Consider the following 23,404-nt stretch of genomic DNA (forward strand, 5'->3'; position numbering starts at 1 on the left):
GAGGTCTTCGAAAAAAAGATAGATTTCCTTGTGTTCATCGAACACATCGTCAATCTCCTATTTTTTCATTGCCCTCTTCGTCCTTAATATCTTAGTATAGAATTGGAGAGGTCATGGCTGATGACAAGCTAAGAGCGACTCCTGCGGCTAGAAAGTTAGCGGATGATCTAGGGATCAACCTCTACGACGTTTCTGGCTCAGGTGCAAACGGTCGTGTCCACAAAGAAGACGTGGAAACTTATAAAGACACAAACGTGGTTCGCATTTCGCCACTTGCAAAACGAATTGCCCTCGAACATAACATTGCTTGGCAGGAAATCCAAGGAACGGGTCACCGTGGTAAAATCATGAAGAAGGACGTTTTAGCCTTACTTCCTGAAAATATCGAAAACGACACCATCAAGTCTCCTGCTCAAATCGAAAAAGTGGAAGAAGTTCCAGACAATATCACTCCTTATGGTGAGATTGAGCGTATTCCAATGACACCAATGCGTAAGGTTATCGCCCAACGTATGGTTGAATCCTACCTAACTGCGCCAACCTTCACACTCAACTACGATGTCGATATGTCAGAAATGTTGGCTCTTCGTAAGAAGGTTCTTGAGCCAATTATGGAAGCAACTGGTAAGAAGACTACTGTAACAGACCTTCTTTCACTCGCTGTTGTGAAGACCTTGATGAAACACCCTTACATCAACGCTTCATTGACAGAAGACGGCAAGACCATTATCACTCATAACTATGTCAACCTGGCGATGGCGGTTGGGATGGATAACGGATTGATGACACCTGTTGTCTATAATGCTGAAAAAATGAGCTTGTCAGAGTTGGTTGTAGCCTTCAAAGATGTTATTGGCCGTACCTTGGATGGTAAATTGGCTCCGAGCGAACTCCAAAATTCAACCTTCACAATTAGTAACTTGGGAATGTTTGGCGTTCAGTCCTTTGGTCCGATTATTAACCAACCAAACTCAGCTATCCTCGGGGTTAGCTCAACAGTTGAAAAACCTGTAGTTGTCAATGATGAGATTGTCATTCGCCCTATCATGAGCCTAGGATTAACTATTGACCACCGTGTTGTAGATGGTATGGCTGGTGCTAAGTTTATGAAAGACTTGAAAGCCTTGATTGAGAATCCGATCTCAATGTTGGTTTAAGTCAGCTATTGTTTTTTTAGAGATTTAGATAAAGGAAGTAAGACATGGCCTTAGAAGTAATTATGCCAAAAGCCGGCGTGGATATGACAGAAGGACAAATCGTCCAATGGAATAAGAAAGTCGGTGAATTTGTAAAAGAAGGAGAAATCCTTTTGGAAATCATGACTGATAAAGTCAGCATGGAATTGGAAGCCGAAGAAGATGGATACTTGATTGCCATCCTCAAAGGAGATGGTGAAACTGTTCCGGTTACAGAAGTTATCGGTTACCTTGGTGAAGAAGGGGAAAATATCCCAACAGCTGGAGCGGCTGCGCCAGAATCAAAAACTGCACCTGCAGCTAGTGCCTCAAACGACGACGGTAAGAGCGATGATGCCTTTGATATCGTTGTGATTGGTGGAGGTCCTGCTGGATATGTAGCAGCCATTAAAGCTGCCCAACTCGGTGGTAAGGTTGCCCTTGTTGAAAAATCTGAACTCGGTGGAACTTGCTTGAACCGTGGCTGTATCCCAACTAAGACATACCTTCACAATGCTGAAATCATCGAAAACATCGGTCATGCAGCAAATCGTGGTATCGTCATCGAAAATCCAAACTTCACTGTTGATATGGATAAACTCCTTGAAACTAAGTCTAAGGTTGTCAATACCTTGGTAGGTGGTGTTGCGGGTCTTCTTCGTAGTTACGGAGTTACTGTTCATAAGGGAATTGGTACAATCACTAAAGATAAGAATGTCTTGGTAAATGGTTCTGAATTGCTTGAAACCAAGAAAATTATCCTTGCCGGTGGTTCAAAAGTCAGCAAGATTAACGTTCCTGGTATGGAATCTCCACTTGTCATGACCAGTGATGACATTCTTGAAATGAACGAAGTTCCAGAGAGCTTCGTAATCATCGGTGGTGGCGTTGTCGGTATTGAACTCGGTCAGGCCTTCATGACATTTGGTTCAAAAGTGACTGTTATTGAAATGATGGACCGTATCGTTCCAGCTATGGATGCGGAAGTTTCTAAGAATCTTCGCTTGATTTTGGAACGCAAAGGTATGACTATCTTAACAGGTACAAAATTGCAAGAAATCATCGAGGAAAATGGACAACTTCGTATTAAGGTTGAAGGAAAAGACGATATCATTGCAAATAAAGCTCTTCTTTCAATCGGTCGTGTGCCAGATCTTGAAGGTATTGGCGATGTTGAGTTTGAATTGGATCGTGGTCGCATCAAGGTCAACGAATACATGGAAACTTCTGTTCCAGGTATCTATGCACCAGGTGACATCAACGGTACTAAAATGTTGGCGCACGCAGCCTTCCGTATGGGGGAAGTTGCTGCTGAAAATGCCCTCAAAGGAAACCATGCTGTTGCTAAATTGAACTTGACTCCAGCAGCTATCTACACTCTCCCTGAAGTAGCAGCAGTAGGTCTGACTGAAGAACAAGCACGTGAGAAATACGATGTCGCAATCGGTAAATTCAACTTTGCAGCCAACGGTCGTGCCATTGCATCTGATGCTGCTCAAGGTTTCGTAAAAGTTATCGCTGATAAGAAATACGGGGAAATCCTTGGTGTGCACATCATTGGTCCTGCAGCCGCAGAATTGATCAACGAGGCATCAAGCATCATCGAAATGGAAATCACTGTTGAGGAAATGCTGAAGACTATCCACGGACACCCAACCTACTCTGAAGTGATGTACGAAGCATTTGCGGATGTTTTAGGAATGGCCATCCATTCACCTAAGAAAAAATAAAACGAAGATAGACTAGGCTGGAAAGATGTTTTCCAGTCTCTATCGTATAAAGGGATATCATGAAATATATTATCAATCATTCAAACGACACTGCTTTTAATATCGCCTTGGAAGAATATGCCTTTAAACACTTACTAGATGAGGATCAAATCTTCCTTCTTTGGATTAACAAACCTTCTATCATTGTTGGTCGTCACCAGAATACTATTGAAGAGATTAACCGTGATTATGTTCGAGAAAATGGTATTGAGGTGGTCCGCCGTATCAGTGGTGGTGGAGCTGTTTACCACGATTTAAACAACCTCAACTACACCATCATTTCAAAAGAAGATGAAAACAAGGCCTTTGACTTCAAGAGCTTCTCAACTCCAGTCATCAATACCTTGGCTCAACTTGGTGTTAAAGCCGAATTTACAGGCCGTAATGATCTAGAGATTGATGGCAAAAAATTCTGTGGCAATGCTCAAGCCTATATCAATGGGCGTATCATGCACCATGGTTGCTTGCTCTTTGACGTTGATTTGTCAGTTCTTGCTAACGCCCTCAAGGTTTCAAAGGATAAATTTGAGTCAAAAGGTGTCAAATCCGTCCGTGCCCGTGTAACAAATATTGTCAATGAATTGCCAGAAAAAATCACAGTTGAAGAATTCCGTGATTTGCTCTTGGAATACATGAAAAAAGAGTACCCAGAGATGACTGAATACGTTTTTTCTGAGCAAGAATTGGCTGAAATCAATCGTATCAAGGATACCAAGTTCGGTACTTGGAACTGGAACTACGGTAAATCACCTGAATTTAACGTCCGTCGTGGAACAAAATTCACCAGTGGTAAGGTCGAAGTTTTTGCCAACGTCATTGAATCAAAAATCCAAGATATCAAGATCTATGGGGACTTCTTTGGTATCGAGGACGTTGCAGCTGTAGAAGATGTCCTTCGTGGCGTAAAATATGAACGCGAAGATGTTCTTAAGGCACTAGAAACTATTGACATCACACGCTACTTTGCTGGTATCAGCCGTGAAGAAATCGCTGAAGCAGTAGTGGGGTAAGGAAAAAGAATCCATTTATGATGGATTCTTTTATTAGGGTTAAACTTAATAATCATGCTGATTAGATTATAATAGAGATGAAAAATGAAAAGGAGTTATTCATTAATGTTAGAAATTCCAGTAGAAAGCCTTAATCTATTTGAACAGTTAGACCGTAATGTTGTTGCTTTCTATAGAAATGAAGAAATTAATCAAACTGAAAGTTTAAATATAAGCATCACACAAGAACATTATGATATGAAATACAAAGAGCTTCAACCTTTAGGATACCAAGCTGTTCAAATAGCTCTGGGAATGGCTTTAGATAATGTAATCCAGCAAGCCCATTTTCAAAATCTTATAATTGGCGGTCTTCTCCCCGATGAAATCAAAGTAAACAAAGAAGACCTAATGTCTTTGAAGGACATTGTTGATAGTTTTTGTATTATGTTTGCTGCAGCAAATAACCGACTTGAAAATAGTAAGGCTTATGAATTTATGAAAGATAAGACAGTGTTCTTTATTGGTAAACTGTTAACTGACGATCTTAAAAATGGTGACGAAATTTCGTATATGGGAATCGAAAGAGAATCAGCTGATGGTACTTCTTATGAAGCAGTAAAATGTTTTCTAACTAAAGAGAGTGCTGAGCAGTACAATGATTCAAAAAAACCAGTAAGCCCAGCAAATCTAGCCTATCTGCAAGCCTTTTGGGGTAAACCAGTAATTATAGAGCCTCACCGTAACTACTGGATTGAGTTTAAATAAATAAAAAACGAAAGATAAAGGAATTGGTCTTTCGTTTTTTAGCAATAGTTGCTTTACATAATTTATAATATGTAACAATCATAAACTATCTAAAGCATTCTTTTGCTCATCGTTGACGATATGGGTATAGAGGTCAGTGACTTGTGTGCTAGCATGACCTAACTGATGGCTGACCAAAACTTGCGATTTAGTAGCATCATAGAGCCTAGTCGCCAGGGTATGGCGTAGTTTGTGGGGAGTTACACGGACTTTGAAATCCTCTGAGTACTTAGCAACCATTTTCTCAACACTAGAAGCATCGATACGATTGGGAGCACCACGATATAAGGTCAGAAATAATGCTGTATCTGTCTTTTCCGTCTTATAGCGTTGATTTCGAATGGCTAGATAATTTTCAAGATAAGGCTTAGCAAAGGCCGCGACATTGACAGAATCACGTTTGCCACCTTTTCGAGTGACATCAATGACCATCATTTTGAGATTGAGATCTCTTAGATCCAGATTAACAGCTTCAGATAAGCGGACACCAGACGCCAAGAGAAGGGCAATAATGGCTAAATCACGTTCTTTATTCTTATTAAATGATGAGAGAGCGCGATTTGAGAGCTGTTGTGGGTACTCCTGATCGATATAGGTTAGAAAACCCTCTGTTTCATTCCCTAGAAAGAGTTTTTGCTTGATGTTTTCAGCTCTAGCAGCAAGTGTTTCTTTCTTTTTCTTGGTTGAAACTTTCTTCATTACATTACGATAGAAATAAGGCTCCCCCTGGTCGTTTTCAACCTCTTCGGTCAGATACTTATAAAGACTGGAAAGTGCTGACAAGGTCCGATTGATGGTCGTCTGTGAAACGCCTTGTTTAGTTGTATTAGCATTCAGCAAAGGTCGTTCTCTTAGATATAGGATAAAGGATTCCATATCTTTTTTAGACATATTTTCCAAGACCGATAAAGGAATGTCAGACATTTTATCAGCATTTGAAACACCAGACTCCAAAACCCAGCTGAAAAATCGATCGTATTCCTTGAGGTATTCGTACAAGGTTGTAAAACTGTAGGGCACAGCAAGCTTAGATTGGTAGTATTCCAAGACATACCAGGGCATGATTTGTTTTAGTTTGTCGATTCGTTCTAGTAAAATCTCACGTTTCATGTATTTTCTCCATAATTAAGTCTACTAGTAGTATATCATAGACTCATATATTTTTCAAGAAAATTATAGTTTTTCGGAAAAATGTAACAAGAAACTTAAAACTAAAGTCTAACTTTCCCCCAGTTATCCTGAACCCTTTATTAAATTTCATCATACTTGAGCAACATATTCGGAATCTTTTCTTCAAGACTCTTGCGAACTTTACCTTTAATTGCAGTGTCCATTTGGCTGTTTATGCTTGTAATGGTTGATTTGGTTTCTGTAGCAATTTTCTTAGCTGCTTTATTAAAGTTATCTTTTAATTTATTTTTTGCTGTTATCGCTAACTTTGCTTCCGTAATGATTCGGTTTCTTTCCATCATACGATACATTTGTTTCAGTGCATACTGGTATTCTTCATCTGTGTAGTATTCATTCATTGGTGCTTGCATAATCTCTCCTTAATCTGTGAAATTTTTCATCTAAATCATTTCTTTTTTTGCGAAACTCGTTATCGTATTTTTCTCTCTCATCTTCGAGTTTAATCCTACAATCTCTGTATACTTGATTCGAAAAGTGTCTCAAATTTTCTATTTCTATAAAATAGTCTCTAACATCATCAGCCGTTGACGAAAATCTTCTCAAAATATGATACATTTTATCAACTTCTTCGGAAATTAGTTTTTCTAAGTTTGCATTTCGTTCGTCTAGATCATGCTCTTTGTTATCGAGTTCTTTCTTTTGTTGATAATATTGTTCTTCTAGATTAAACAGTTCTCTCTCTTTCTCTCTAATTTCCTCCCATTTCACATCTTTTCTTTCCATTGTCTGAACTCCTTGGCAAATTGTGTGTCTGTTGCTACTGTTTTTTCAATGACATTCTGTAATTGTTTGTCTAACTGTTCAAATGCTTGGGCGGAAGCATTCATCTTAGTAGCTGTTTGATTTGTCTCTGTCTGAAACGTATCGATAAACTGTGCTTGAGTAATACCTTGACTAGCAAAAATGGCATCAACCTCATAGGGAGCTAATGCTGTGTAGCTTGTAAAATCGATTTTTGACCAAATTTCTTGTAATTCTTGATTGGCTTTTTTGGCTAAGGCGCTCACTTCATCAGCTCCAGTTCTTGCTGCTGTAGCCATAGATGATGATAGGATAGAACCTTGAGCTGCATCTAAGTATATTTCCTCAGAACTACTAATACCACCTGATGACCATTTTGATTTCAAGTCCTTGTAATGAGCCATTCCTCGGAGACTGTTGGCATAGGCTCGATAAACGCCACTGATTAAGGGTTTTCCTCCTTTGCCATCTACAAGTTGACCAGTTACAGGATCAAACTCCCAATCACCTATATTGTGGCTAGTTCCGTCAAGCCAATATATGGTATCAGGCATTTCTAAAAATGATTTATTGAATAATTCAGGATGGTTGAAATCATTTCCAAACACAACAACATCATAATTCCTTCTATAATCTATAAACATAGCAGGATTTTTATCTATGAATGCTTTTTCCTCATTAGAAAGTGAATTATAAAAAAACCAAGCATTGAAGGTAGTCGTAGGGATGTGGTATTTAGCTCCTACCTTCAGCATATAAGAACCTTGTGAATAGCCAGATAGTTGACTGACTTCATATCGGGGATCATCCATAATTTCTTTTACAAATCGGTCTGCTACATAATATTGAGGGGATAAACCTGACTCTCTTTCTGCAACTGCTGTTCCGACATCAATCTTAGTAGGACTCCCAGGGTCCGTTCCCGCAGCAATCACAGCTACATTTTTATAATCTGGTTCACCGTTGACTATTGGTGCAACTGCCAGTCCATCAAAACCTGTTTCTTTGTGAGACTTAGTCGCAATAACACGGAATTCTTGACCATCGGAGGTGGTTATAGTGTTAGTTTCTTCAAAATCAGATGAAGAAGGATTCGGATTAGGAGCTTCTGTAACCAAAGGTTTATTATTTCTCTCAGCGTATTCAGAATTGACACTGTATACATTCTTCCCGTGGTTTAATTCATTAAGTTGTTTATCAGTATAATTAAATACCATTACTGCTCCCCTCTTTCTTTGTTAGAGTATGTAACCGTAACTGTATTAGTTGTTATTCCTTTTCTTCGGTTAAGAAAATCTCGCTGTCCATAAGTCATACGACCATTATAATTTTCTTTATCATCTAAGTTATGTGGAATTCCATAGAATATTTTTTCTCCATCTTCAAACAAAATATCAACCTTACAAGACCAGTCGCCAGGAGGGTTCGTATATGTTGGATTAGTAATTTCGATTTCTTCTATCCCTTGATAAGAATTCTTCAAGGCATTTACCAAACTAACTTCATATTCTCTATTTCGACGCTCTTCTTGGGATTTCCCTAACATGCTAAACATAAATATACCTCCTGCTGTGATAATTGCGAGTGACAAAACGATTAGTAATCTTTTGTGATTTTTTTTAGTGCTGGAATTGTTCATTTAAGCTTTTCTCCTTTTTCTTATTATACTATAAGATTTGTCTATATTACACTATAATAAGAAAAAACTATTTTAAATCTATCAATCATAGTAGGATTTCCTAGGTCCGTTCCAGTAGCAATCACAGCTATACTTTTATAATCGGGTTCACCGTTAACTATGGGAGCTACCGCCAAACCATCAAAACCTGTTCCTCGGTGAGACTTAGTCGCAATAACACGAAACTCTTGACCATCTGAGGTAGTTATGGTGTTGGTTTTTTCTAAATCATCAGGAGATATATTTTCAATGAGATTTGAATTGATATAAGTCCTACCGTTACGCTTAGCGAATTCAAGATTTACACTATATACAGCATAATCCCGATTCAAATTGTTTAACTGCTCATCTGTATAGGAAAATGTCATCATTGTTCTCCCATGCTATTATCTGAATATGTAACAATTACTTTTAAGTCGGTCACTCCTTTGTAATTGTTAAGGAATTGCCTTTTCTCATTGGTCAATGATCCTTGATAATTCTTTTTATCATGGAGTCCATGGCCTATCCTATACTTAGTTTTTCTTTCATCATTAAATTTGATTTCTACATCACAAGACCACGAACCTGGAGGAGTTGTATATTCTGGATTAGAAATTTTGATCTCTTCTATCCCTTCATAGGAATTCTTTAAGGCGTTTACCAAACTAACTTCATACTCTCTATTTCGACGTTCTTCTTGAGACTTCCCTAACAACCTAAACATAAAAACACCTCCTAATGTGATGAATACGAATAGTAAAACTATGAATAATGGTTTATAGCTTTTTCTTAATCTATTTTTACTCATTGTTATCTCCACTCCTCTCAGCATATTCAGAATTTACACTATAAACATTTTTTCCGTGATTTAATTCATTGAGTTGTTTATCAGTATAAGTGTATACCATTAATATTCTCCTTCTGAACCATCTGAATAAATAATTTTTGTGAGTTTACTAGTCTTACCAAAGTGACTATTTAAAAATTCTCGGTCCTCTTTTCTATTCTCTCTTTCTAAGGATACATCAGAAATACGTTTATCATTTTTTGAATAATTAATTTTATATTTTATGCTTCTCTCATTAAAAAATAGTTCAACTACGCAAGTCCAGCTTCCTGGCGGATTTGTGTAGTTTGCATTAGAAAATCTAATTTCTTCAATGCCCTCATAACTATCTTTTAAAGTTTCAACCAAACTAACTTCATATTCTCTATTTCGACGCTCTTCTTGAGACTTCCCTAACAACCTAAACATAAAAATAGCTCCTGCTGTGATGGCTACGAGTAACAAAACGATTAGTATCCTTTTATGGCTTTTTTTATTGCTGGAATTATTCATTTAAGTTTTTCTCCTTTTTCTCCTTGAAGACTTTTCGTTCACACTATAAACAGCATAATCTTGGTTTAAATTATTCATCAGTATAATGGAAATTCATCATAGTTCTCCTTGCTCGCTATCAGAATAAGTAATTCTCACTGACTTTAAAGTTTTCCCTCTATGAGTTTCTAAATACTGCCAATCTTCGTTTGTTTCTTGACGGCCACCATAATTGGTTTTATAGTTTAAATGATGATTAATTCCATATGAAAGAGTTCTTTCATCTTTAAATTTAATTTCTACATCACAAGACCACGAACCAGGAGGGCTTGTGTATTCTGGATTAGAAATTTTAATCTCCTCAATCCCTTCATAGGAATTCTTTAAGGCATTCACCAAACTAACCTCATACTCTCTATTCCGACGCTCTTCTTGAGATTTCCCAAACAACCTAAACATAAAAATAGCTCCTGCTGTGGTGGTTGCGAGTAACAAAATGATTAGTATTCTTGTATGACTTTTTTTAATTCCAGAATTATTCATTTATGCTTTTCTCCTTTTTCTTATTATACAATATTCTAATCATTCTTTACAAAGTAGGGGGTAAAAATCATACTATATACTGAAAATTAGATTTCTAATTCTTAAAAAACCAAATCTTTTTTGATTTGGTTTTGAAGATTTATATTAATTTTATTCATACCGATTATACTCATCTTTTTTATGTATTACCATATAGCAGGATACCAAGATGACGAAAATTTTGATTAGGTAGGTTTCGTATCGATTAGTATCTATTGTTATCTGAGACAAGACATTAATGATCGAATGTGTCATAACGCAAATCCAGAGATTCTTTGTTTTGATATAAAGAGCTGAGAGTATGAAAGAATTCGTCAGCAATCCAAATAAAAACGGTAGAGTTTGCAGTGTTGCTAGGGAGCCATCTATGTAAAAGAACAACAGATGCCAAAGCGCCCAGCTGAAAAAGGTTAAGATTGTTGAGTAAAAATATGGCAACTTTTCTTGTAAAATTGGTTGAAAAACATATCGCCATCCAATCTCTTCTATACCACCAAAGACAATAAATTTGAAGAACATCAAAAATGGGAGATACCAGCTAAATTCTACTATTTTCCCACCAAACATTAGAAAAGAAAAATCAAGGACAATAAGAAAAAAAGATAATAAATAATGTTTGTAACTGGTATGAATGTTAAAAAAATCGTTTACAATCTTCTTAAAATGAATATGAAAATAGTGATTTGCAACAATTATTCCCCAAAGAGCTGAAGAAATCCCACCTAAAATGATTCCTAAAATAGTTAATAGATTGGAATGAATAGAAAAATGATTCAAGAGAAAGAAAAGGAGACAAACTGATACTAACTGGCTAAATGTGCCTAGCAAATATACTGCAATTGCCTTATTTCTTTTCATTGAGAATCCTTCCAATAATATTTTACGTAAAATAAATTATGTAAACAAAGGCTTACAACAACAAATCTTTGACTTTTCCAATTTCACTTTTTGGAATCACTAGGTGAATCATATCACCAAGATACATTCTAGTTGATCCGTTAACGGTTTGGCTTTTGCCATTATGGACTTGGGTGGTGATGAGTACGTTATGTGGCAAGTTGAGCTCGTGAACCTGTTTTCCAGCGATTTTGTCAGATACAGGAATTTCAATGAGGGTGACTTCTCCTTCATCTGTCGCTTCTTCTGGCAGCATTTTTTCTAGCATGGCCTCATAGACTGGCGCACCTTTAAGTAGATCCATGACGATGTAAGCCACCAAGGTCACTAATCCAAGTGGCATGAGGTTGCGAATATCCCCAACCATCTCAGTTACGAGGATCATGGCAGTTAAGGGTGCCTTGGATATTGCCCCAAAGTAGCCACTCATTCCTAAAATGACAAATATAGGGAATTGCTCCTGACTGACAAGCCCAAGATTGACACAAATGACACCGACTAGGGCACCAAGTAAGGAACCAAGCGCCAGAATGGGAAGGAAAATTCCTCCTGGAAGGCCACTTCCATAACTAATCATGCTCCAAATAAAGCGGATCAAAAAGTAAGCTAATAGAACTTGGAAACTAAAATTTTGCTCAGTTAGGGAAAGAACAAGCTGATTTCCACCCCCAAGGATTTGTGGCAAGAAAATCCCGACTGGTATGATAAGGATAAAGGCTAGGATTGGATAATAAGCTTTATCCAAATGAATTTTTTGACCAATCCAGTCATAAATTCGACCAACATTGAGTACAGCTTTCTCATAGAGAAAACCAGAAAGCCCGAGAAAAACTCCCATAAGGAGATAAATCCAATACTGGTCTAGGGTCATGAGAGGAATGTTGTCTGGCATATCCAGTACGGGTGTTAAGCCAAATATGAGCAGAGAAACAAAGTTTGCTACGAGACTAGCTGCTAGAGTTGATACCCAGAAAAATCGTGAAAAATGGTGATAGACTTCCTCTACAACAAAGAGGAGACCTGCAATTGGTGCATTAAAGGCAGCTGCTAAACCTGCAGCTGCTCCACTGGCAATCAGGGAACGTTCCTCTACTGGGCTAGATTTGAGCCACTTGGCAATACCTTTACCACCAACTGCTCCAAGTTGAATACTTGGCCCTTCCCGACCTAACATAAGGCCACTGGCAATAGCAAGAATACCTAATACATATTTCTTCCAGAGGACACTCCACCAGTTGAGACTCATCAGTCCCTTTAGTTCAGCTTCAACTTGAGGAATTCCTGAACCCTTGATATCTTTTTCTGACCGAGTTAGTTTCGCGCTAAGCCAGCAAACTATTACATAAAATAGGCCAATGATAAAAAGATTGCGCACTAAGTGCGCTTGATCTTGATAGAGTCCTTGTATCAGGTGGAAGCCCTTTTCGATTAAGAAACGAAAAGATCCGACGATTAGCCCGACGACGAGACCAACAATGATTCCCCGTCCAACTTGGGATAATATGGTGCTTGAGGCAAAGGCAAATTCTTTCTTGGAACTGAGTGTTTCTGACTGTTCCTCCATAATCATTTCCTCTTACTTGTCTTTCTTAGTTGAAACCAGTGTTTTGACTGGTTCAAAACTGGTTCGGTGAATTGGGGTGACACCTAGTTTTTCTAGTCCTTCTAGATGTTTAGCTGTTCCATAACCTGCATTAGCTGTAAAATCATATCCAGGATATTGCTGATCATATTCCTTCATCAATTCATCCCGTGTCACCTTGGCTACTATAGATGCAGCTGCGATTGAGAGAGAGTTGGCATCTCCTTTGATGATTGCTGTTTGGGGAATCGACAACTCCAGTTTCATGGCGTCTATCAAGAGGTGCTCAGGTTTCGGACTGACCTGGGAAATTGCTTCCTTCATGGCCAGCTTGGTTGCTTCATAGATATTGACTTGGTCGATGACCTGATTATCCATGATACCAATACCGATTGCCAAGGCTTGATCTTGAACAGCATGATAAATTTCCAAATGTTTCTTTTTGGGGATCTTCTTGCTATCGTTGAGGCCTCTAATCTTACAATTTTTCGGCAAGATAACGGCTGCAGCGACTACAGGTCCAGCAAGAGGACCACGGCCAACCTCGTCAACACCTGCAATTAGAGTCAATCCTTGCTTATAAAGTTCTTTTTCATAAGAAAGCATAGTTTCCAGGCGAAGGTCTTCATCCAGTTCAGCCTGAATGGCTTTTTTACGTTTGCTGATTTCCTTTTGAACCCCAGAACGAGGATCCTTTTCCAGTTCAAGAAAAAGGGGATTGTCTAATTCTTTGACAGTGGCAAGAAGTTCTTTGATTTCTTTAATCGTCGTCATCGATGTCGTCCAATGTATCTAAGGTGTAGTTACCGAGCTTTCCATCACGGACTTCCTTGACGAAGAGGCTGTAAAAGCGGTCGTAATCATCTCGGAAACCGAGAGCACGGGTCATATCCATGATGATAACAGGTGCTTCTTCTTCTATCTTCATTTGTTTGAAGCGTTCAGCTAGCTTTTCTGGATAATGTTTTTTGAAATAATTGAGACCAAAAATGGTCACTTCATCCATTGGGAGTAGTTGATCTTTAATTGCTCCAGTCAAGGCTAGTTTCAAAGCAACGGTTTCGTCTTCGAACTTAGGCCAGAGAATCCCTGGTGTGTCTAAAATTTCAAGGTCTTTGTTGGTTTTGAGCCACTGTTGCCCCTTAGTAACACCTGGTTTATTGCCGACAACTGCAATCTTTTTCCCAGCCAAACGGTTCATGAGAGTTGACTTACCAGCATTTGGAATTCCGATAATCATGGTCCGCAAGGTTTCGATCTTGATACCGCGTTCTTTCTGGCGTGCAATCTTATCAGCCATGAGCTTTTTAGCAGCATCAGTAACAACCTTTACAGTTACTTGCTCTTTGGAGTTGATAGCCAGAGTTTGAATTCCCTGTGATTCAAAATACTGACGCCATTCTTTGGTCATTGCGGGGTCAGCAAGATCTGCCTTATTCAAAATCAAAAGTTTAGGTTTATCTCCCACAATCTTGGTTAACATAGGATTTTGACTAGATAAAGGTAGCCGAGCATCCACCAAAATCGTCACAAAATCAACAAACTTAAGATTCTCCTGAACTTGCCGCCGAGCCTTAGACATGTGACCCGGAAACCATTGAATAGTAGCCATAATATTTTCCCCTTCCGACTAAAAAAACGTAATAAAACGTTTTCTTTCTCACCATCTATTCTATCATAAATGAAGAACTTTTGCACAGGCTTTGACCACAATAAATGACAAATAGTATAGTTCCGACACATCCTTGATGCCAGTCAGGATTTACTTGACTTTTTTTGCCAATAGGTATATACTTAGTGTATACTAATTCGTGGAGGTAGAGCAATGAATACAGTAAAGACTCGGAAGGTTGGGAATTCGCTCACTGTGACCATTCCTAAAAATTTGGGGATGACAGAAGGTCAAGAAATGATTGTCTACAAAGGGATTGACGGAGTCATTGTCTTAGCTCCAAAACTGAAAGATCCTTTTGATGGGATTACTGATTTGAGAATGACGAATGATTTTGAAGGGGTAAGGTCACTTGATAGCGAAATCTGATTATATTCCTGAAAAGCAGGATATCATTTGGCTGGACTTTGATCCATCAGTCGGCCGGGAAATCCAGAAACGGCGACCTGCCTTGGTAGTTTCTAGGAGAGAATATGCCTTGCAAACTGGATTTGTGGCTGTCTGTCCTATCACTCACGGCCAACGTCGTTTGGCAGAGAAAGGCTTGCTCGTTCCTGTCTCGTCGGACAAGGTAGATGGCGCTGTCAATCCCTTTCAACTGTATACCTTTGATTTTCGGATGCGTAATGCTCAAAAAATAACAAGAATGGACACGCAGTGTTTTCAGAAAGTCGTCCAACTTTACCAGTACATCTTTGGAGATACATAAATCCTACCATGCATAGACAAGGTAGGATTTTTTCTATATGAGTAACCTATTTAAGAACGGGTGAAGGCAATTAATTAGAATTCCTCTAATCCAGCTTTCTTGTGCAGATGATAGATGTTCTGCCTGAAGGCATTCTTTTAGAAAACCGCGGACTTGTTCTGGTGCAATTTCAAACTCAAATGCTTTCATCTTGTAGAAAAAATCGATGAGATGCTCAGATAAGTAATCATCTGAAAAGGCTACTTCTCCACTTTTTCGATATTCTAATAAGAGTCTAGAAAACCTGGCTTTTTCATCTGGTAAATTACGAAAATAAGAATTTATTAGCAAAATTTGTTTTTGCTTTCGTTCAATCGGATCTTGATTTGCAATTCGCTGATCCTTTTCCAACTCCTTTTGGTTTTGTTTAGCCTTGAGAACCCGTTCGTCCCTATTCTTACCAAAGAGGATTTTTTCCCATTTTCGTTCTTCTTGGGTCAAGGTTTCTGTAAAGCCGAAGTAATCTTGATAGGCTCGTTCTGCAGGCCCCATAGCAAGAATGAGGTTGTCAGCGTATTGCTTGGCGATTTTATCTCTCTTCTTGCGTTCTTTCTCTGCCTGAATCCGTAAATGCTGCTCGTAGTCGATTTTCTCCTTGCCTAGTTTGACAAGGTAGAGTTGGTCATCGGTCTTACCAAGTAGAAAAGGTTTGATACACTTTTCCAGCACTTCTTCCATACGAGCCTTCTTCTTTGGCTCTGCCTTGGTCCAACTTCCGCCTTGAAAGACCTCTAGGAAGAGCTGATAGTCTCTCTCAGGTGCGAATTGATTGCCACGATTGGCTTTGAAAACACCTTTCTCCCAAAACCATTTTAGAAGTCGTTCGTCAAAATCGCTTTTATTGACCTTGATTTTTTCCTTTTTCTGAGCTTTTCTGGTTAGGTTTTCAACTTTTCTGAGTAGTTTTTCCTCCTCTTCTAGTTGCTGATCGAGGCTAATACGATGAAAATGGCGAACACAGTCGCTTCCTATAGGAAAGAGACGTTGACCTGTAACTCCGTTAAAGAGTTCGTAGGCGTATTTTATAGCATTCCCGCAGACACAATTACTACGACCAATGCCATTAAAAATCAAGGAAACTTCATTCCATTCCTTGGTAGCTTGTTCCCAAGTATCGGCTTTTGAAGCTTGTAAAACTGCATCATGAAGGGATTTTCTAACTGGAAGTGTCATGAGGTCTCCTTTCTAATACTCAATGAAAATCAAAGAGCAAACTAGGAAGCTAGCCGTAGGTTGCTCAAAACATGGTTTTGAGGTTGTGGATAGAACTAACGAATTCAGTCACCTATATACGGCAAGGTGAAGCTGACGTGGTTTGAAGAGATTTTCGAAGAGTATAAATTATACTTTTACAACTTGAACCTCGTCTTTGCCGAGTAAAATCAAGTATTTTTCAATATTTTCAATCGAATAGGCTCTAGATAAAGCCTCTCCATATAAGGCTAACTGACCGCGATAGCGGTCTATAAGTTGACTTGGTTCATCGTAACGGTCTGTCTTATAGTCGAAAAGAATAATTCTGTCCTCGTAAAGTAGATAGCCGTCCAAGATCCCACGAACAACAAAGTCTTCCTGACTTTTTTTGTCCCGCTTGAGCATAGAAAAAGGTTGCTCGCGGTAGAGATGGTCGGTATTAGCGAGAATTTCCTGACCAAGTGCTGTATCAAAGAATGCGAGAATTTTAGAAAGATTGATCCTGTCTCTGACTGCTGGACTAGTCTGAACTTGTTTGAGAGTTTCTGTCAGGCTAGTAAGTGTTGGTTGCTGACTAAGGTCCATTCTCTGCATGAGTTCGTGAGTGGCACTACCAATCTCAGCTCCAGTTACCTTTTCTTTAGTTGAAAAATCTGGCAAATCAAAGCTGATTTTCTTCTCAGTTGATTGAGTTTGGTTAGTAATTTCTACCCCTTCCATATCCATAACGGGTTCGTAGAATTTCTTGATTTGGCTTGGGGTTTGAACGCTAGGAAGCTCAATGGCTGCGCGGTGGAGACTATTATAAACTTCCACCTCTTTCAGCATTTCCAGAGCTTCTTTGATGGTTTCTGACTGGCGGTTGCTTGCTTGAGAGCTATCTTGGAGAGGGCTCTTGTTTTCCAATTCTCCGATAGCTTCTCTAGTCAACTGGTCTTCACCAATAAAACGATAGCTAAAGTTGAGATTGTCCTTGGCAAATACTTTACTGATAGCCCAGATCCAATCTTGGAAATTTCTTGCTTGCAGTCTGGTATTGCCATCTAATTTTCCATTGTTTGCTGCTGGATATTCCTTTGCTTCCAGCTTTTCACGAGACTCCTTACCGACAAGATAAAGTTTTCTCTCCGCCCTCGTCATGGCAACATACAGCAGACGCATCTGCTCTGAATATCTAGCCAGTTGCAATTCTTCTTCATTCTGGGTATAGGTAAGGCTGGGAATGGAGAGTTTGATGGTTTTAAGATAGTGTGCTTCCACTGCTCCTGTTTCCACCTTGGCAATGTATTTGACACCAAGCCCATTTTGACGGCTGAGAATGACGTCTGACATGCTGTCTTGCTTGTTGAAGTCCTGATCCATATTGAGGATAAAGACATAAGGAAACTCCAGTCCTTTACTTTTATGAATGGTCATAAGTTCTATCGCATCCTTAGGCGGAGCTATTGCCACGCTTGCGAGATCATGCTGTGCTTCCAAAACCTGATCAATCATTCGAATAAAACGAGACAAGCCTTTGAAATTACTCTTTTCAAATTGGTCTGCTCTCAAAGCTAAAGCATAGAGATTAGCCTGTCTTGCAGGACCATTTGGCAAAGCTCCAACATAGTCATAATAAAAACGGTCATTATAAATCTTCCAAATCAAGTCATAGAGAGAGTGGGTTTTGGCATATAAGCGCCAAGAATCCAAAATATCCATGAATTGATTGAGTTTTTCAGCTAGAGCTGTATGAATCAAGTTTTTCTGACTTGTTGCCAGTTTTTGAGCATTGACCAGTTTCTCATAGAGATTTTCTTGGACCTTATCTTCTGCTTTCTGAAGGGACAAGCGTGCCAACTCGTCCTCATCAAAACCAAACATAGGGGACTTCATCAGGGCAACCAAGGCATAGTCTTGCAGGGGATTGTGAATGACGCGCATGGTGTCCAGCATGACTTGTACTTCTAGGGATTGGAGATAATTGTTTTGCTCACCGTCGGTTTTAACTGGAATTCCGTACTCAGACAGGGCGAGGAGAATCTGGTCATTTCGACTGCGACTAGAAGTCAAAAGAGCAATTTCTTTAAAGGCAACACCTTTTTCCTGATGAAGCTTCAGGATTTCCTTGATAACTAGGCGCATTTCCCCAGTTAGTTTCGTATCTGTTTGGCTCTCTTCCTCCTCTTGTTCGCTGTCGTCCTTATCGTAGAGGAGAAATTCTGCCTTGTTGTCTGGATTAGGAGCCAGCTTGGTATTGGCAAAAACAAGCTGGTGCATGCTATCATAGTTGATTTCGCCGACCTCTTGGTCCATGAGACGTTCAAATACATCGTTGGTTGCTGATAGCACTTCTGAACTACTACGGAAATTTTCCTTGAGCAAAATCAGCTTTCCTTCTTTAGGATTTTGCGCATAGCGTTGGAATTTTTCATTGAAAATCTGCGGGTCTGCCTGACGGAAACGGTAGATGGACTGTTTGATATCCCCCACCATAAAGCGATTGTGACCATTCGACAGCAATTCCAGCATCCGTTCTTGAATGTGGTTGGTATCCTGATACTCATCGACCATGACTTCGTGGAATCGTTCCTGATAAGTCTCACGAACTTGTGGGAAATTCTCTAAAATCTCAATGGTGAAATGACTGATATCAGCGAATTCAAAGGCATTTTCCTGGCGTTTACGTTCACGATAAGCCTCCACAAAATCACTCATAAAGGTTTGGAAGGTTTTAGCTAGCTGCCAAGTGGCTTCATGATAACGTTCTTGATAGTCGAGAATGGTTATCTGGTCTGACAGTTGTCCTAGTTTAGCAAACTGGACCTTTCTCTCATCGTTATAGGCATCAGCCAGTGGTTTCAAATCGGCCTTACGACTGGAGTTAGCCAGAGCTCGACCGTTTTTCTCCTTCGAGATGGCGACAATACACGCAAGAACTGCTTGATAAGCCTGGCTATCGGACTCTTTATTTAAGGAGCCAATTTGATCCAGAACCAGCTGCACATTTTCTAAATAGGCAGCTTTTGGAAACTCCTTGGCATCGTTATCCAGATGATAACGGAAGAAACTTTCCAAGTCCCAAAGCGCCTGCTTGATTTGCTCAGTTTGTTTGTCTTTCTCATTTGCAAAGTCAGCTTTTTCAAACCCTTTGAGAAAAGACTCGTTCAGCCATGTTTGGGGGCTACTGGTGGATTGAAGGAAATCATAAATTTTGTAGACTTGCTGGCGCAGACCACGTTCATCCTTGCCACGCCCAGCAAAGTTCTTCACCAAACGGCTAAATTTCTCTTTATTTTCACTTTGGTAATGGTCTTCAAAAACCTGATGAAAAACTTCGTTTTTTAAGAGTAACTGTTCACTTTCATTTTGTAGAATACGGAAGTTCGGTGCGATATCAATCAGATAGCCATGTTTGCCAAGGAATTTTTGTGTGAAAGAGTCCATGGTTCCAATGGCAGCGTTTGGTAGATCTGCCAATTGACGTCCCAAGTGTTGTTTGAGATCGACATCATCGGTTTCTTGGATTTGTTGGCTGATTTTTTTCTCCAAACGTTCCTTGAGTTCTGTAGCAGCCTTGACGGTAAAGGTCGAGATAAAGAGTTGGCTGATTTCCACACCACGTGCTAATTGGTCCAGAATACGCTCGGCCATGACAAAGGTTTTCCCTGAACCAGCAGACGCTGAAACTAGGATATTTTGCCCTGCCGTATAAATGGCTTCGATTTGCTCGGCAGTTTTCTTTTGTTCCTTGCTCGAATTCGCTTCTGCTTCTTGCAATTTTTGAATCTCTTCCTCAGTTAAAAAGGAAATGGGCTTCATCGATTCAACTCCTCTCTCATTTTCTCAAACCAAGCTTGCTTGAGCTTTTCTCCAACTAGACGCTTGCCGTCAGACAACTCTAATTTCTCAAGGAAACGGGCTTGTCCCAAGTGGTAATTAGCCTCAAATCCTGTAATGGCTTGGTGTTGCTGGACGTACGGGGCAATACTTCTGCCGTTCTCTGTGTATGGATTAATGGCAAACTGGCCTTCTAGAATCTTTTCAGCAGCCTTCTTGTAAAGATGGGCATTGTAGTCCAATAAGAGCTGGAACTCCTCGTCTGTCAGCTGGTTGGCCTTATTTTTATTGTAAAACTCACCCAAGTGACTGCTTTCTTTCTCTAAAAAGAGTCCCTGGTATTTCATAGACTTGCTGGCTTCTGCTACTGCTCCTGCCAGACTTTTAACAGCTAATAAAGATTGGACAGGCTCAGCCATTTCCAAGTACATGGCACCAAAAAAGTTCTGCTCCCCTTCTCTTTTTAGGGCAGCAAGATAGGTTGGCAACTGGGAATTAAGCCCATTAAAGAAATGAGGAAACTGGAACTGAGTCAGACTAGACTTGTAGTCCACCACTCCCAGCGCTCCATCAGCTTTCAGGCGGTCAATACGGTCAACCTTGCCTCGCACATGGACACTCCGACCATTATCCAATTGAATAAAGGCTTGATCCTTGCCACCAAATGTTGCCTCCTCTTGGATGGTTTCGATAGCTGGATTATGCCGAAGGATGTGGCTCGTAGTTCGCGCGACATCAAGTAGAACTTCCTTGGTAAATTGGGCTTCCAAACTTTCCTGATAAATAGCCTCAAATTCGCGTTCTTGGCTGGTTTCTTGAATAGCTTGTTCCAAGCGTTGGTCAAATGGATTTTCAGCAGGTAGTTTCAAGGCACGTTCAAAAATACGGTGCAAGAAATTCCCATGACTGCGAGCATCAGGACGAAGGCGCAATTCTTCCTGCAAACCTAAGACATAACGGAGGAAATAACTGTATTCATTGCGGTAAAACTCCGTTAAACCAGAAGTAGACAGGTAAAACTCCTTGTCAGCTGGATAGAGAGCCTGCAAGGTCTCTTTCTCTAATGGCTTGCTGCTTGGGCTAGTTGGGAGTGCTGGATTTGTAAGACCTTTTTGATCAAGTTTTTTTCCCATCACACGCGCTAGAACCTTGACAAAGGTCACATCTTGCTCATTTTCACTAGAACCTGCCTGCTGGTGATAGGCAACGAGACTAGACAAGAGACTGTGATAAGACCCCATATCATCCATAGACAGACTTTTTTGATGAATCTTCTTCTCCATCCGGCTAAATCCAAAATGGACTAGCTCTTGAAGATAGGCCGATTCCTTGCTCTCATTTTCATTGAGGAGACTTGGAGCGGATAACACCAACTGCTTACGAGCAGCATTGACTAAAGAAAGCATGGTATAGCGATTTTTCTTGAGGTTTTCACTACTTGCAATCAGTAATTGCACTCCCTCTTCAGTCGCTTGGTTTAGGCTTTGTCTTTCTTCGTCTGTTAACAGGCTGGTGTTTTGCGCAATTTTTGGTAAATGATCCTGAGTCAGCCCAATGGCGTAGACAAAGTCAGCGGTCAGAGGAGCAATAAGATCGTAACTCTGCACCAGAACAGTATCAACAGTTGCTGGAATGGTGCGATACTGGGACAAACTCATCCCAGAATGGAGCAAGGCTAGGAAGTCCTCCAGACTAACTTGTGAACCAGCAAAAACCGTCGCAAATTGTTCTAAAACATGGCAGAAAGCCTTCCAAACTTCGGCTTGTCTTTCCTGTTCTAGAGTTTCCATAGTAGCTGTCAAGTCTTGCATCTGCTTGCTTAAAGCAGCATTTTTTAGAAAAGTATTCCACTTTTGCAAGAGATTTTCAGTCTTTTGCTTCCGACTGGCAAATAAGGTTTCAAGTGGCGCCAAAACTCGCAGACGAAGAGAATTTAAACGCTCTAAATCAAATTTTCCATGGTGGAATTTGGTAAAGGTCTGCTGAAAAGATGGCAAGCCATTGATGCCAAGATAGCGGAGATATTGCTCAAAAGCATCAATATCCGCTTGGCTAAGGTCAGTATACAAACCAGTTCTGAGGAGATTAATCAAATCTTCCTGACGAAAACGGTAGCGTTTCAAACGCAAAATAGACTCCACATACTGAGTCAAAGGGTGGTGAGCCATGGATTCACTTCTACCTAGATAGAAAGGAATCTGGTACTGGTCAAAAATAGTTTTCAGTGATAACTGATAAGAAGCCACATCACCCAAGAGAATACGGAAATGCTTGTAACTCAGGTCTGGATGGTCATGTAATTTCTGACGAATAGCGCGAGCCACCAACTCCAACTCTTCCTTTTGTGTCAAACAAGACCAAACTTGCAGATTTTCACGGTCTTTCTCGTCGACATCTAAAGTGAGTTCTGAAAAATCATAAGAAGACTCCAGCAAACGAGAAGCCTTGTCAAAACAATCCATCTTCTCATGTATCTGAGAAAGATCCTGAGCAGGTGTTTGGTATTTTGCCCCCAAATGATGAAGAAATTCCACACTGGCTTGATAGAGATTACCTTCAGTGAAAGGACTGGTATAGGCTTTCTTGCTTGCATAAGCCCCAATAACAACTTCAACACCTTTGCGATGGAGTAGATCCACTACACGATCTTCCTCAGCAGAAAAACGGGTAAAACCGTCAATGACCAATGCAATCTGACTAAAATCACTACTTACCTTGCCATTTTCAATAGCCTCAATCAAATGGGACAACTGACTTCCCTGAGCCAACTGACCTTGATTAAGATAGGCAGTCACTTTCTCAAAAATCAAGAGTAAGTCTGCCCGCTTATCCTCATCCGTCAAACTTTCCAAGTCCAAAAAGCTCATCTGAGCGGTCGTCATCTCATGATAAAGTTCAACCAACTGCTGGATAAATTGAGGATCTTGTTTAATCGCACCATAAACACGTAAATCCTTGGAATCGAGTTCCGCAAGGCACTTATAAAAAGCCATCCCAAGACCGATGTCATCAAGACTGGTCTTGACAGGCAAATCATTTAAAACCAGGTAACGAGCCATCTGAGCAAAACGCGTGACGGTAATCGCAAAAGAAGCCTGCTGGGTCAAGCATTCCAGCACGGCGCGTTCCTTTTCAAAAGAAAGAGAGTTGGGAGCAATGTAGAAAACCCGCTTACCAGCAGCAACCAGCTCTTCTGCCTCTCTGGTCAAGATTTCTGTCAAAGAAGTCCGAATATCAGTATACAGTAATTTCATCTCAGC

The 23,404-nt window shown here is 39.9% G+C and carries 22 protein-coding genes; 6 read left to right on the forward strand and 16 right to left on the reverse strand.

Annotation, left to right across the window (positions count from 1 at the left end; all coding sequences use genetic code 11):
* Positions 1–113: 113 nt before the first annotated feature.
* The 4 genes from A0739_RS03200 to A0739_RS03215 all read left to right on the forward strand — a co-directional run bounded on the left by A0739_RS03200 (position 114) and on the right by A0739_RS03215 (position 4,701).
* The gene (locus A0739_RS03200; RefSeq protein ID WP_033629755.1) at positions 114–1,157 is read left to right on the forward strand and encodes a dihydrolipoamide acetyltransferase; all 1,044 of its coding nucleotides are present in this window, start codon (positions 114–116) and stop codon (positions 1,155–1,157) included.
* 44 nt (positions 1,158–1,201) lie between these two features.
* The gene (gene lpdA / locus A0739_RS03205; RefSeq protein WP_061587042.1) at positions 1,202–2,905 is read left to right on the forward strand and encodes a dihydrolipoyl dehydrogenase; all 1,704 of its coding nucleotides are present in this window, start codon (positions 1,202–1,204) and stop codon (positions 2,903–2,905) included.
* Positions 2,906–2,964: 59 nt separating this feature from the next.
* The gene (locus A0739_RS03210) at positions 2,965–3,954 is read left to right on the forward strand and encodes a lipoate--protein ligase (protein WP_061587043.1); all 990 of its coding nucleotides are present in this window, start codon (positions 2,965–2,967) and stop codon (positions 3,952–3,954) included.
* Positions 3,955–4,059: 105 nt separating this feature from the next.
* Positions 4,060–4,701, forward strand: coding sequence for a hypothetical protein (locus A0739_RS03215; RefSeq protein WP_061587044.1), 642 nt, complete (start codon positions 4,060–4,062; stop codon positions 4,699–4,701).
* Positions 4,702–4,779: 78 nt separating this feature from the next.
* Here A0739_RS03215 and xerS read toward each other — a convergent pair whose 3' ends face one another.
* The 13 genes from xerS to ylqF form a co-directional block, all read right to left on the reverse strand.
* Positions 4,780–5,850, reverse strand: coding sequence for a tyrosine recombinase XerS (gene xerS, locus A0739_RS03220; RefSeq protein WP_061587045.1), 1,071 nt, complete (start codon positions 5,848–5,850; stop codon positions 4,780–4,782).
* 140 nt (positions 5,851–5,990) lie between these two features.
* Positions 5,991–6,281, reverse strand: a complete 291-nt coding sequence (locus A0739_RS03225) for a hypothetical protein (RefSeq protein ID WP_061587046.1) — start codon at positions 6,279–6,281, stop codon at positions 5,991–5,993.
* Complete coding sequence (locus A0739_RS03230) at positions 6,262–6,654, reverse strand: coiled-coil domain-containing protein (protein WP_061587047.1); 393 nt, start codon at positions 6,652–6,654, stop codon at positions 6,262–6,264. The genes A0739_RS03225 and A0739_RS03230 overlap by 20 nt, the downstream gene beginning before the upstream one ends.
* On the reverse strand, positions 6,636–7,889 hold the full coding sequence (locus A0739_RS03235; RefSeq protein WP_061587048.1) for a hypothetical protein: 1,254 nt from the start codon (positions 7,887–7,889) through the stop codon (positions 6,636–6,638). The genes A0739_RS03230 and A0739_RS03235 overlap by 19 nt, the downstream gene beginning before the upstream one ends.
* On the reverse strand, positions 7,889–8,311 hold the full coding sequence (locus A0739_RS03240; RefSeq protein WP_061587049.1) for a hypothetical protein: 423 nt from the start codon (positions 8,309–8,311) through the stop codon (positions 7,889–7,891). The genes A0739_RS03235 and A0739_RS03240 overlap by 1 nt, the downstream gene beginning before the upstream one ends.
* Before the next feature lie 41 nt (positions 8,312–8,352).
* Positions 8,353–8,718, reverse strand: a complete 366-nt coding sequence (locus A0739_RS03245) for a hypothetical protein (protein WP_061587132.1) — start codon at positions 8,716–8,718, stop codon at positions 8,353–8,355.
* Positions 8,718–9,140 carry a hypothetical protein gene (locus A0739_RS03250; RefSeq protein WP_061587050.1) on the reverse strand — a complete coding sequence of 141 codons (423 nt, stop codon included), beginning with the start codon at positions 9,138–9,140 and terminating at the stop codon, positions 8,718–8,720. The genes A0739_RS03245 and A0739_RS03250 overlap by 1 nt, the downstream gene beginning before the upstream one ends.
* A 99-nt stretch (positions 9,141–9,239) precedes the next feature.
* Complete coding sequence (locus A0739_RS03255) at positions 9,240–9,671, reverse strand: hypothetical protein (protein WP_061587051.1); 432 nt, start codon at positions 9,669–9,671, stop codon at positions 9,240–9,242.
* Positions 9,672–9,767: 96 nt separating this feature from the next.
* Complete coding sequence (locus tag A0739_RS03260) at positions 9,768–10,193, reverse strand: hypothetical protein (protein WP_049493709.1); 426 nt, start codon at positions 10,191–10,193, stop codon at positions 9,768–9,770.
* Positions 10,194–10,343: 150 nt separating this feature from the next.
* Positions 10,344–11,090, reverse strand: coding sequence for a CPBP family intramembrane glutamic endopeptidase (locus A0739_RS03265; RefSeq protein WP_049493711.1), 747 nt, complete (start codon positions 11,088–11,090; stop codon positions 10,344–10,346).
* A gap of 52 nt (positions 11,091–11,142) precedes the next feature.
* Entirely contained in the window at positions 11,143–12,693 is a 1,551-nt protein-coding gene (locus tag A0739_RS03270; protein WP_061587052.1) for a ClC family H(+)/Cl(-) exchange transporter, read from the reverse strand.
* 12 nt (positions 12,694–12,705) lie between these two features.
* On the reverse strand, positions 12,706–13,485 hold the full coding sequence (locus A0739_RS03275; RefSeq protein ID WP_061587053.1) for a ribonuclease HII: 780 nt from the start codon (positions 13,483–13,485) through the stop codon (positions 12,706–12,708).
* Positions 13,472–14,323 (reverse strand): ribosome biogenesis GTPase YlqF, encoded by an 852-nt coding sequence (gene ylqF, locus A0739_RS03280; RefSeq protein ID WP_000201310.1) that lies wholly within the window; start codon positions 14,321–14,323, stop codon positions 13,472–13,474. Before ylqF ends, A0739_RS03275 begins: the two co-directional genes overlap by 14 nt.
* Positions 14,324–14,536: 213 nt before the next feature.
* Here ylqF and mazE point away from each other — a divergent pair, with 213 nt between their 5' ends.
* Positions 14,537–14,752, forward strand: a complete 216-nt coding sequence (gene mazE / locus A0739_RS03285; protein WP_049484461.1) for a type II toxin-antitoxin system PemI/MazE family antitoxin — start codon at positions 14,537–14,539, stop codon at positions 14,750–14,752.
* A complete protein-coding gene (locus A0739_RS03290) occupies positions 14,736–15,092 on the forward strand; it encodes a type II toxin-antitoxin system PemK/MazF family toxin (RefSeq protein ID WP_000560800.1) in 357 nt (118 codons plus the stop codon). Before mazE ends, A0739_RS03290 begins: the two co-directional genes overlap by 17 nt.
* Positions 15,093–15,125: 33 nt before the next feature.
* On the opposite strand, the gene A0739_RS03295 is transcribed toward A0739_RS03290, so the two are convergent.
* The 3 genes from A0739_RS03295 to rexB form a co-directional block, all read right to left on the reverse strand.
* The gene (locus A0739_RS03295; RefSeq protein ID WP_061587054.1) at positions 15,126–16,304 is read right to left on the reverse strand and encodes a hypothetical protein; all 1,179 of its coding nucleotides are present in this window, start codon (positions 16,302–16,304) and stop codon (positions 15,126–15,128) included.
* 168 nt (positions 16,305–16,472) lie between these two features.
* Positions 16,473–20,126: a helicase-exonuclease AddAB subunit AddA gene (gene addA, locus A0739_RS03300; protein WP_061587055.1), complete on the reverse strand. Its 3,654-nt coding sequence runs from the start codon at positions 20,124–20,126 to the stop codon at positions 16,473–16,475.
* On the reverse strand, positions 20,123–23,398 hold the full coding sequence (gene rexB / locus A0739_RS03305) for an ATP-dependent nuclease subunit B (RefSeq protein WP_061587056.1): 3,276 nt from the start codon (positions 23,396–23,398) through the stop codon (positions 20,123–20,125). The genes addA and rexB overlap by 4 nt, the downstream gene beginning before the upstream one ends.
* Between the last annotated feature and the right edge of the window lie 6 nt (positions 23,399–23,404).

Source organism: Streptococcus oralis, assembly GCF_001588645.1.
In the GTDB taxonomy this organism is placed as follows: domain Bacteria; phylum Bacillota; class Bacilli; order Lactobacillales; family Streptococcaceae; genus Streptococcus; species Streptococcus oralis_AB.

Excerpts from the sequence above, each read along its gene's own strand:
- A0739_RS03200 (WP_033629755.1), top strand. The coding sequence starts at position 114 with ATGGCTGATGACAAGCTAAGAGCGACTCCTGCGGCTAGAAAGTTAGCG.
- lpdA (WP_061587042.1), top strand. The coding sequence starts at position 1,202 with ATGGCCTTAGAAGTAATTATGCCAAAAGCCGGCGTGGATATGACAGAA.
- A0739_RS03210 (WP_061587043.1), top strand. The coding sequence starts at position 2,965 with ATGAAATATATTATCAATCATTCAAACGACACTGCTTTTAATATCGCC.
- A0739_RS03215 (WP_061587044.1), top strand. The coding sequence starts at position 4,060 with ATGTTAGAAATTCCAGTAGAAAGCCTTAATCTATTTGAACAGTTAGAC.
- xerS (WP_061587045.1), bottom strand. The coding sequence starts at position 5,850 with ATGAAACGTGAGATTTTACTAGAACGAATCGACAAACTAAAACAAATC.
- A0739_RS03225 (WP_061587046.1), bottom strand. The coding sequence starts at position 6,281 with ATGCAAGCACCAATGAATGAATACTACACAGATGAAGAATACCAGTAT.
- A0739_RS03230 (WP_061587047.1), bottom strand. The coding sequence starts at position 6,654 with ATGGAAAGAAAAGATGTGAAATGGGAGGAAATTAGAGAGAAAGAGAGA.
- A0739_RS03235 (WP_061587048.1), bottom strand. The coding sequence starts at position 7,889 with ATGGTATTTAATTATACTGATAAACAACTTAATGAATTAAACCACGGG.
- A0739_RS03240 (WP_061587049.1), bottom strand. The coding sequence starts at position 8,311 with ATGAACAATTCCAGCACTAAAAAAAATCACAAAAGATTACTAATCGTT.
- A0739_RS03245 (WP_061587132.1), bottom strand. The coding sequence starts at position 8,718 with ATGACATTTTCCTATACAGATGAGCAGTTAAACAATTTGAATCGGGAT.
- A0739_RS03250 (WP_061587050.1), bottom strand. The coding sequence starts at position 9,140 with ATGAGTAAAAATAGATTAAGAAAAAGCTATAAACCATTATTCATAGTT.
- A0739_RS03255 (WP_061587051.1), bottom strand. The coding sequence starts at position 9,671 with ATGAATAATTCCAGCAATAAAAAAAGCCATAAAAGGATACTAATCGTT.
- A0739_RS03260 (WP_049493709.1), bottom strand. The coding sequence starts at position 10,193 with ATGAATAATTCTGGAATTAAAAAAAGTCATACAAGAATACTAATCATT.
- A0739_RS03265 (WP_049493711.1), bottom strand. The coding sequence starts at position 11,090 with ATGAAAAGAAATAAGGCAATTGCAGTATATTTGCTAGGCACATTTAGC.
- A0739_RS03270 (WP_061587052.1), bottom strand. The coding sequence starts at position 12,693 with ATGGAGGAACAGTCAGAAACACTCAGTTCCAAGAAAGAATTTGCCTTT.
- A0739_RS03275 (WP_061587053.1), bottom strand. The coding sequence starts at position 13,485 with ATGACGACGATTAAAGAAATCAAAGAACTTCTTGCCACTGTCAAAGAA.
- ylqF (WP_000201310.1), bottom strand. The coding sequence starts at position 14,323 with ATGGCTACTATTCAATGGTTTCCGGGTCACATGTCTAAGGCTCGGCGG.
- mazE (WP_049484461.1), top strand. The coding sequence starts at position 14,537 with ATGAATACAGTAAAGACTCGGAAGGTTGGGAATTCGCTCACTGTGACC.
- A0739_RS03295 (WP_061587054.1), bottom strand. The coding sequence starts at position 16,304 with ATGACACTTCCAGTTAGAAAATCCCTTCATGATGCAGTTTTACAAGCT.
- addA (WP_061587055.1), bottom strand. The coding sequence starts at position 20,126 with ATGAAGCCCATTTCCTTTTTAACTGAGGAAGAGATTCAAAAATTGCAA.
- rexB (WP_061587056.1), bottom strand. The coding sequence starts at position 23,398 with ATGAAATTACTGTATACTGATATTCGGACTTCTTTGACAGAAATCTTG.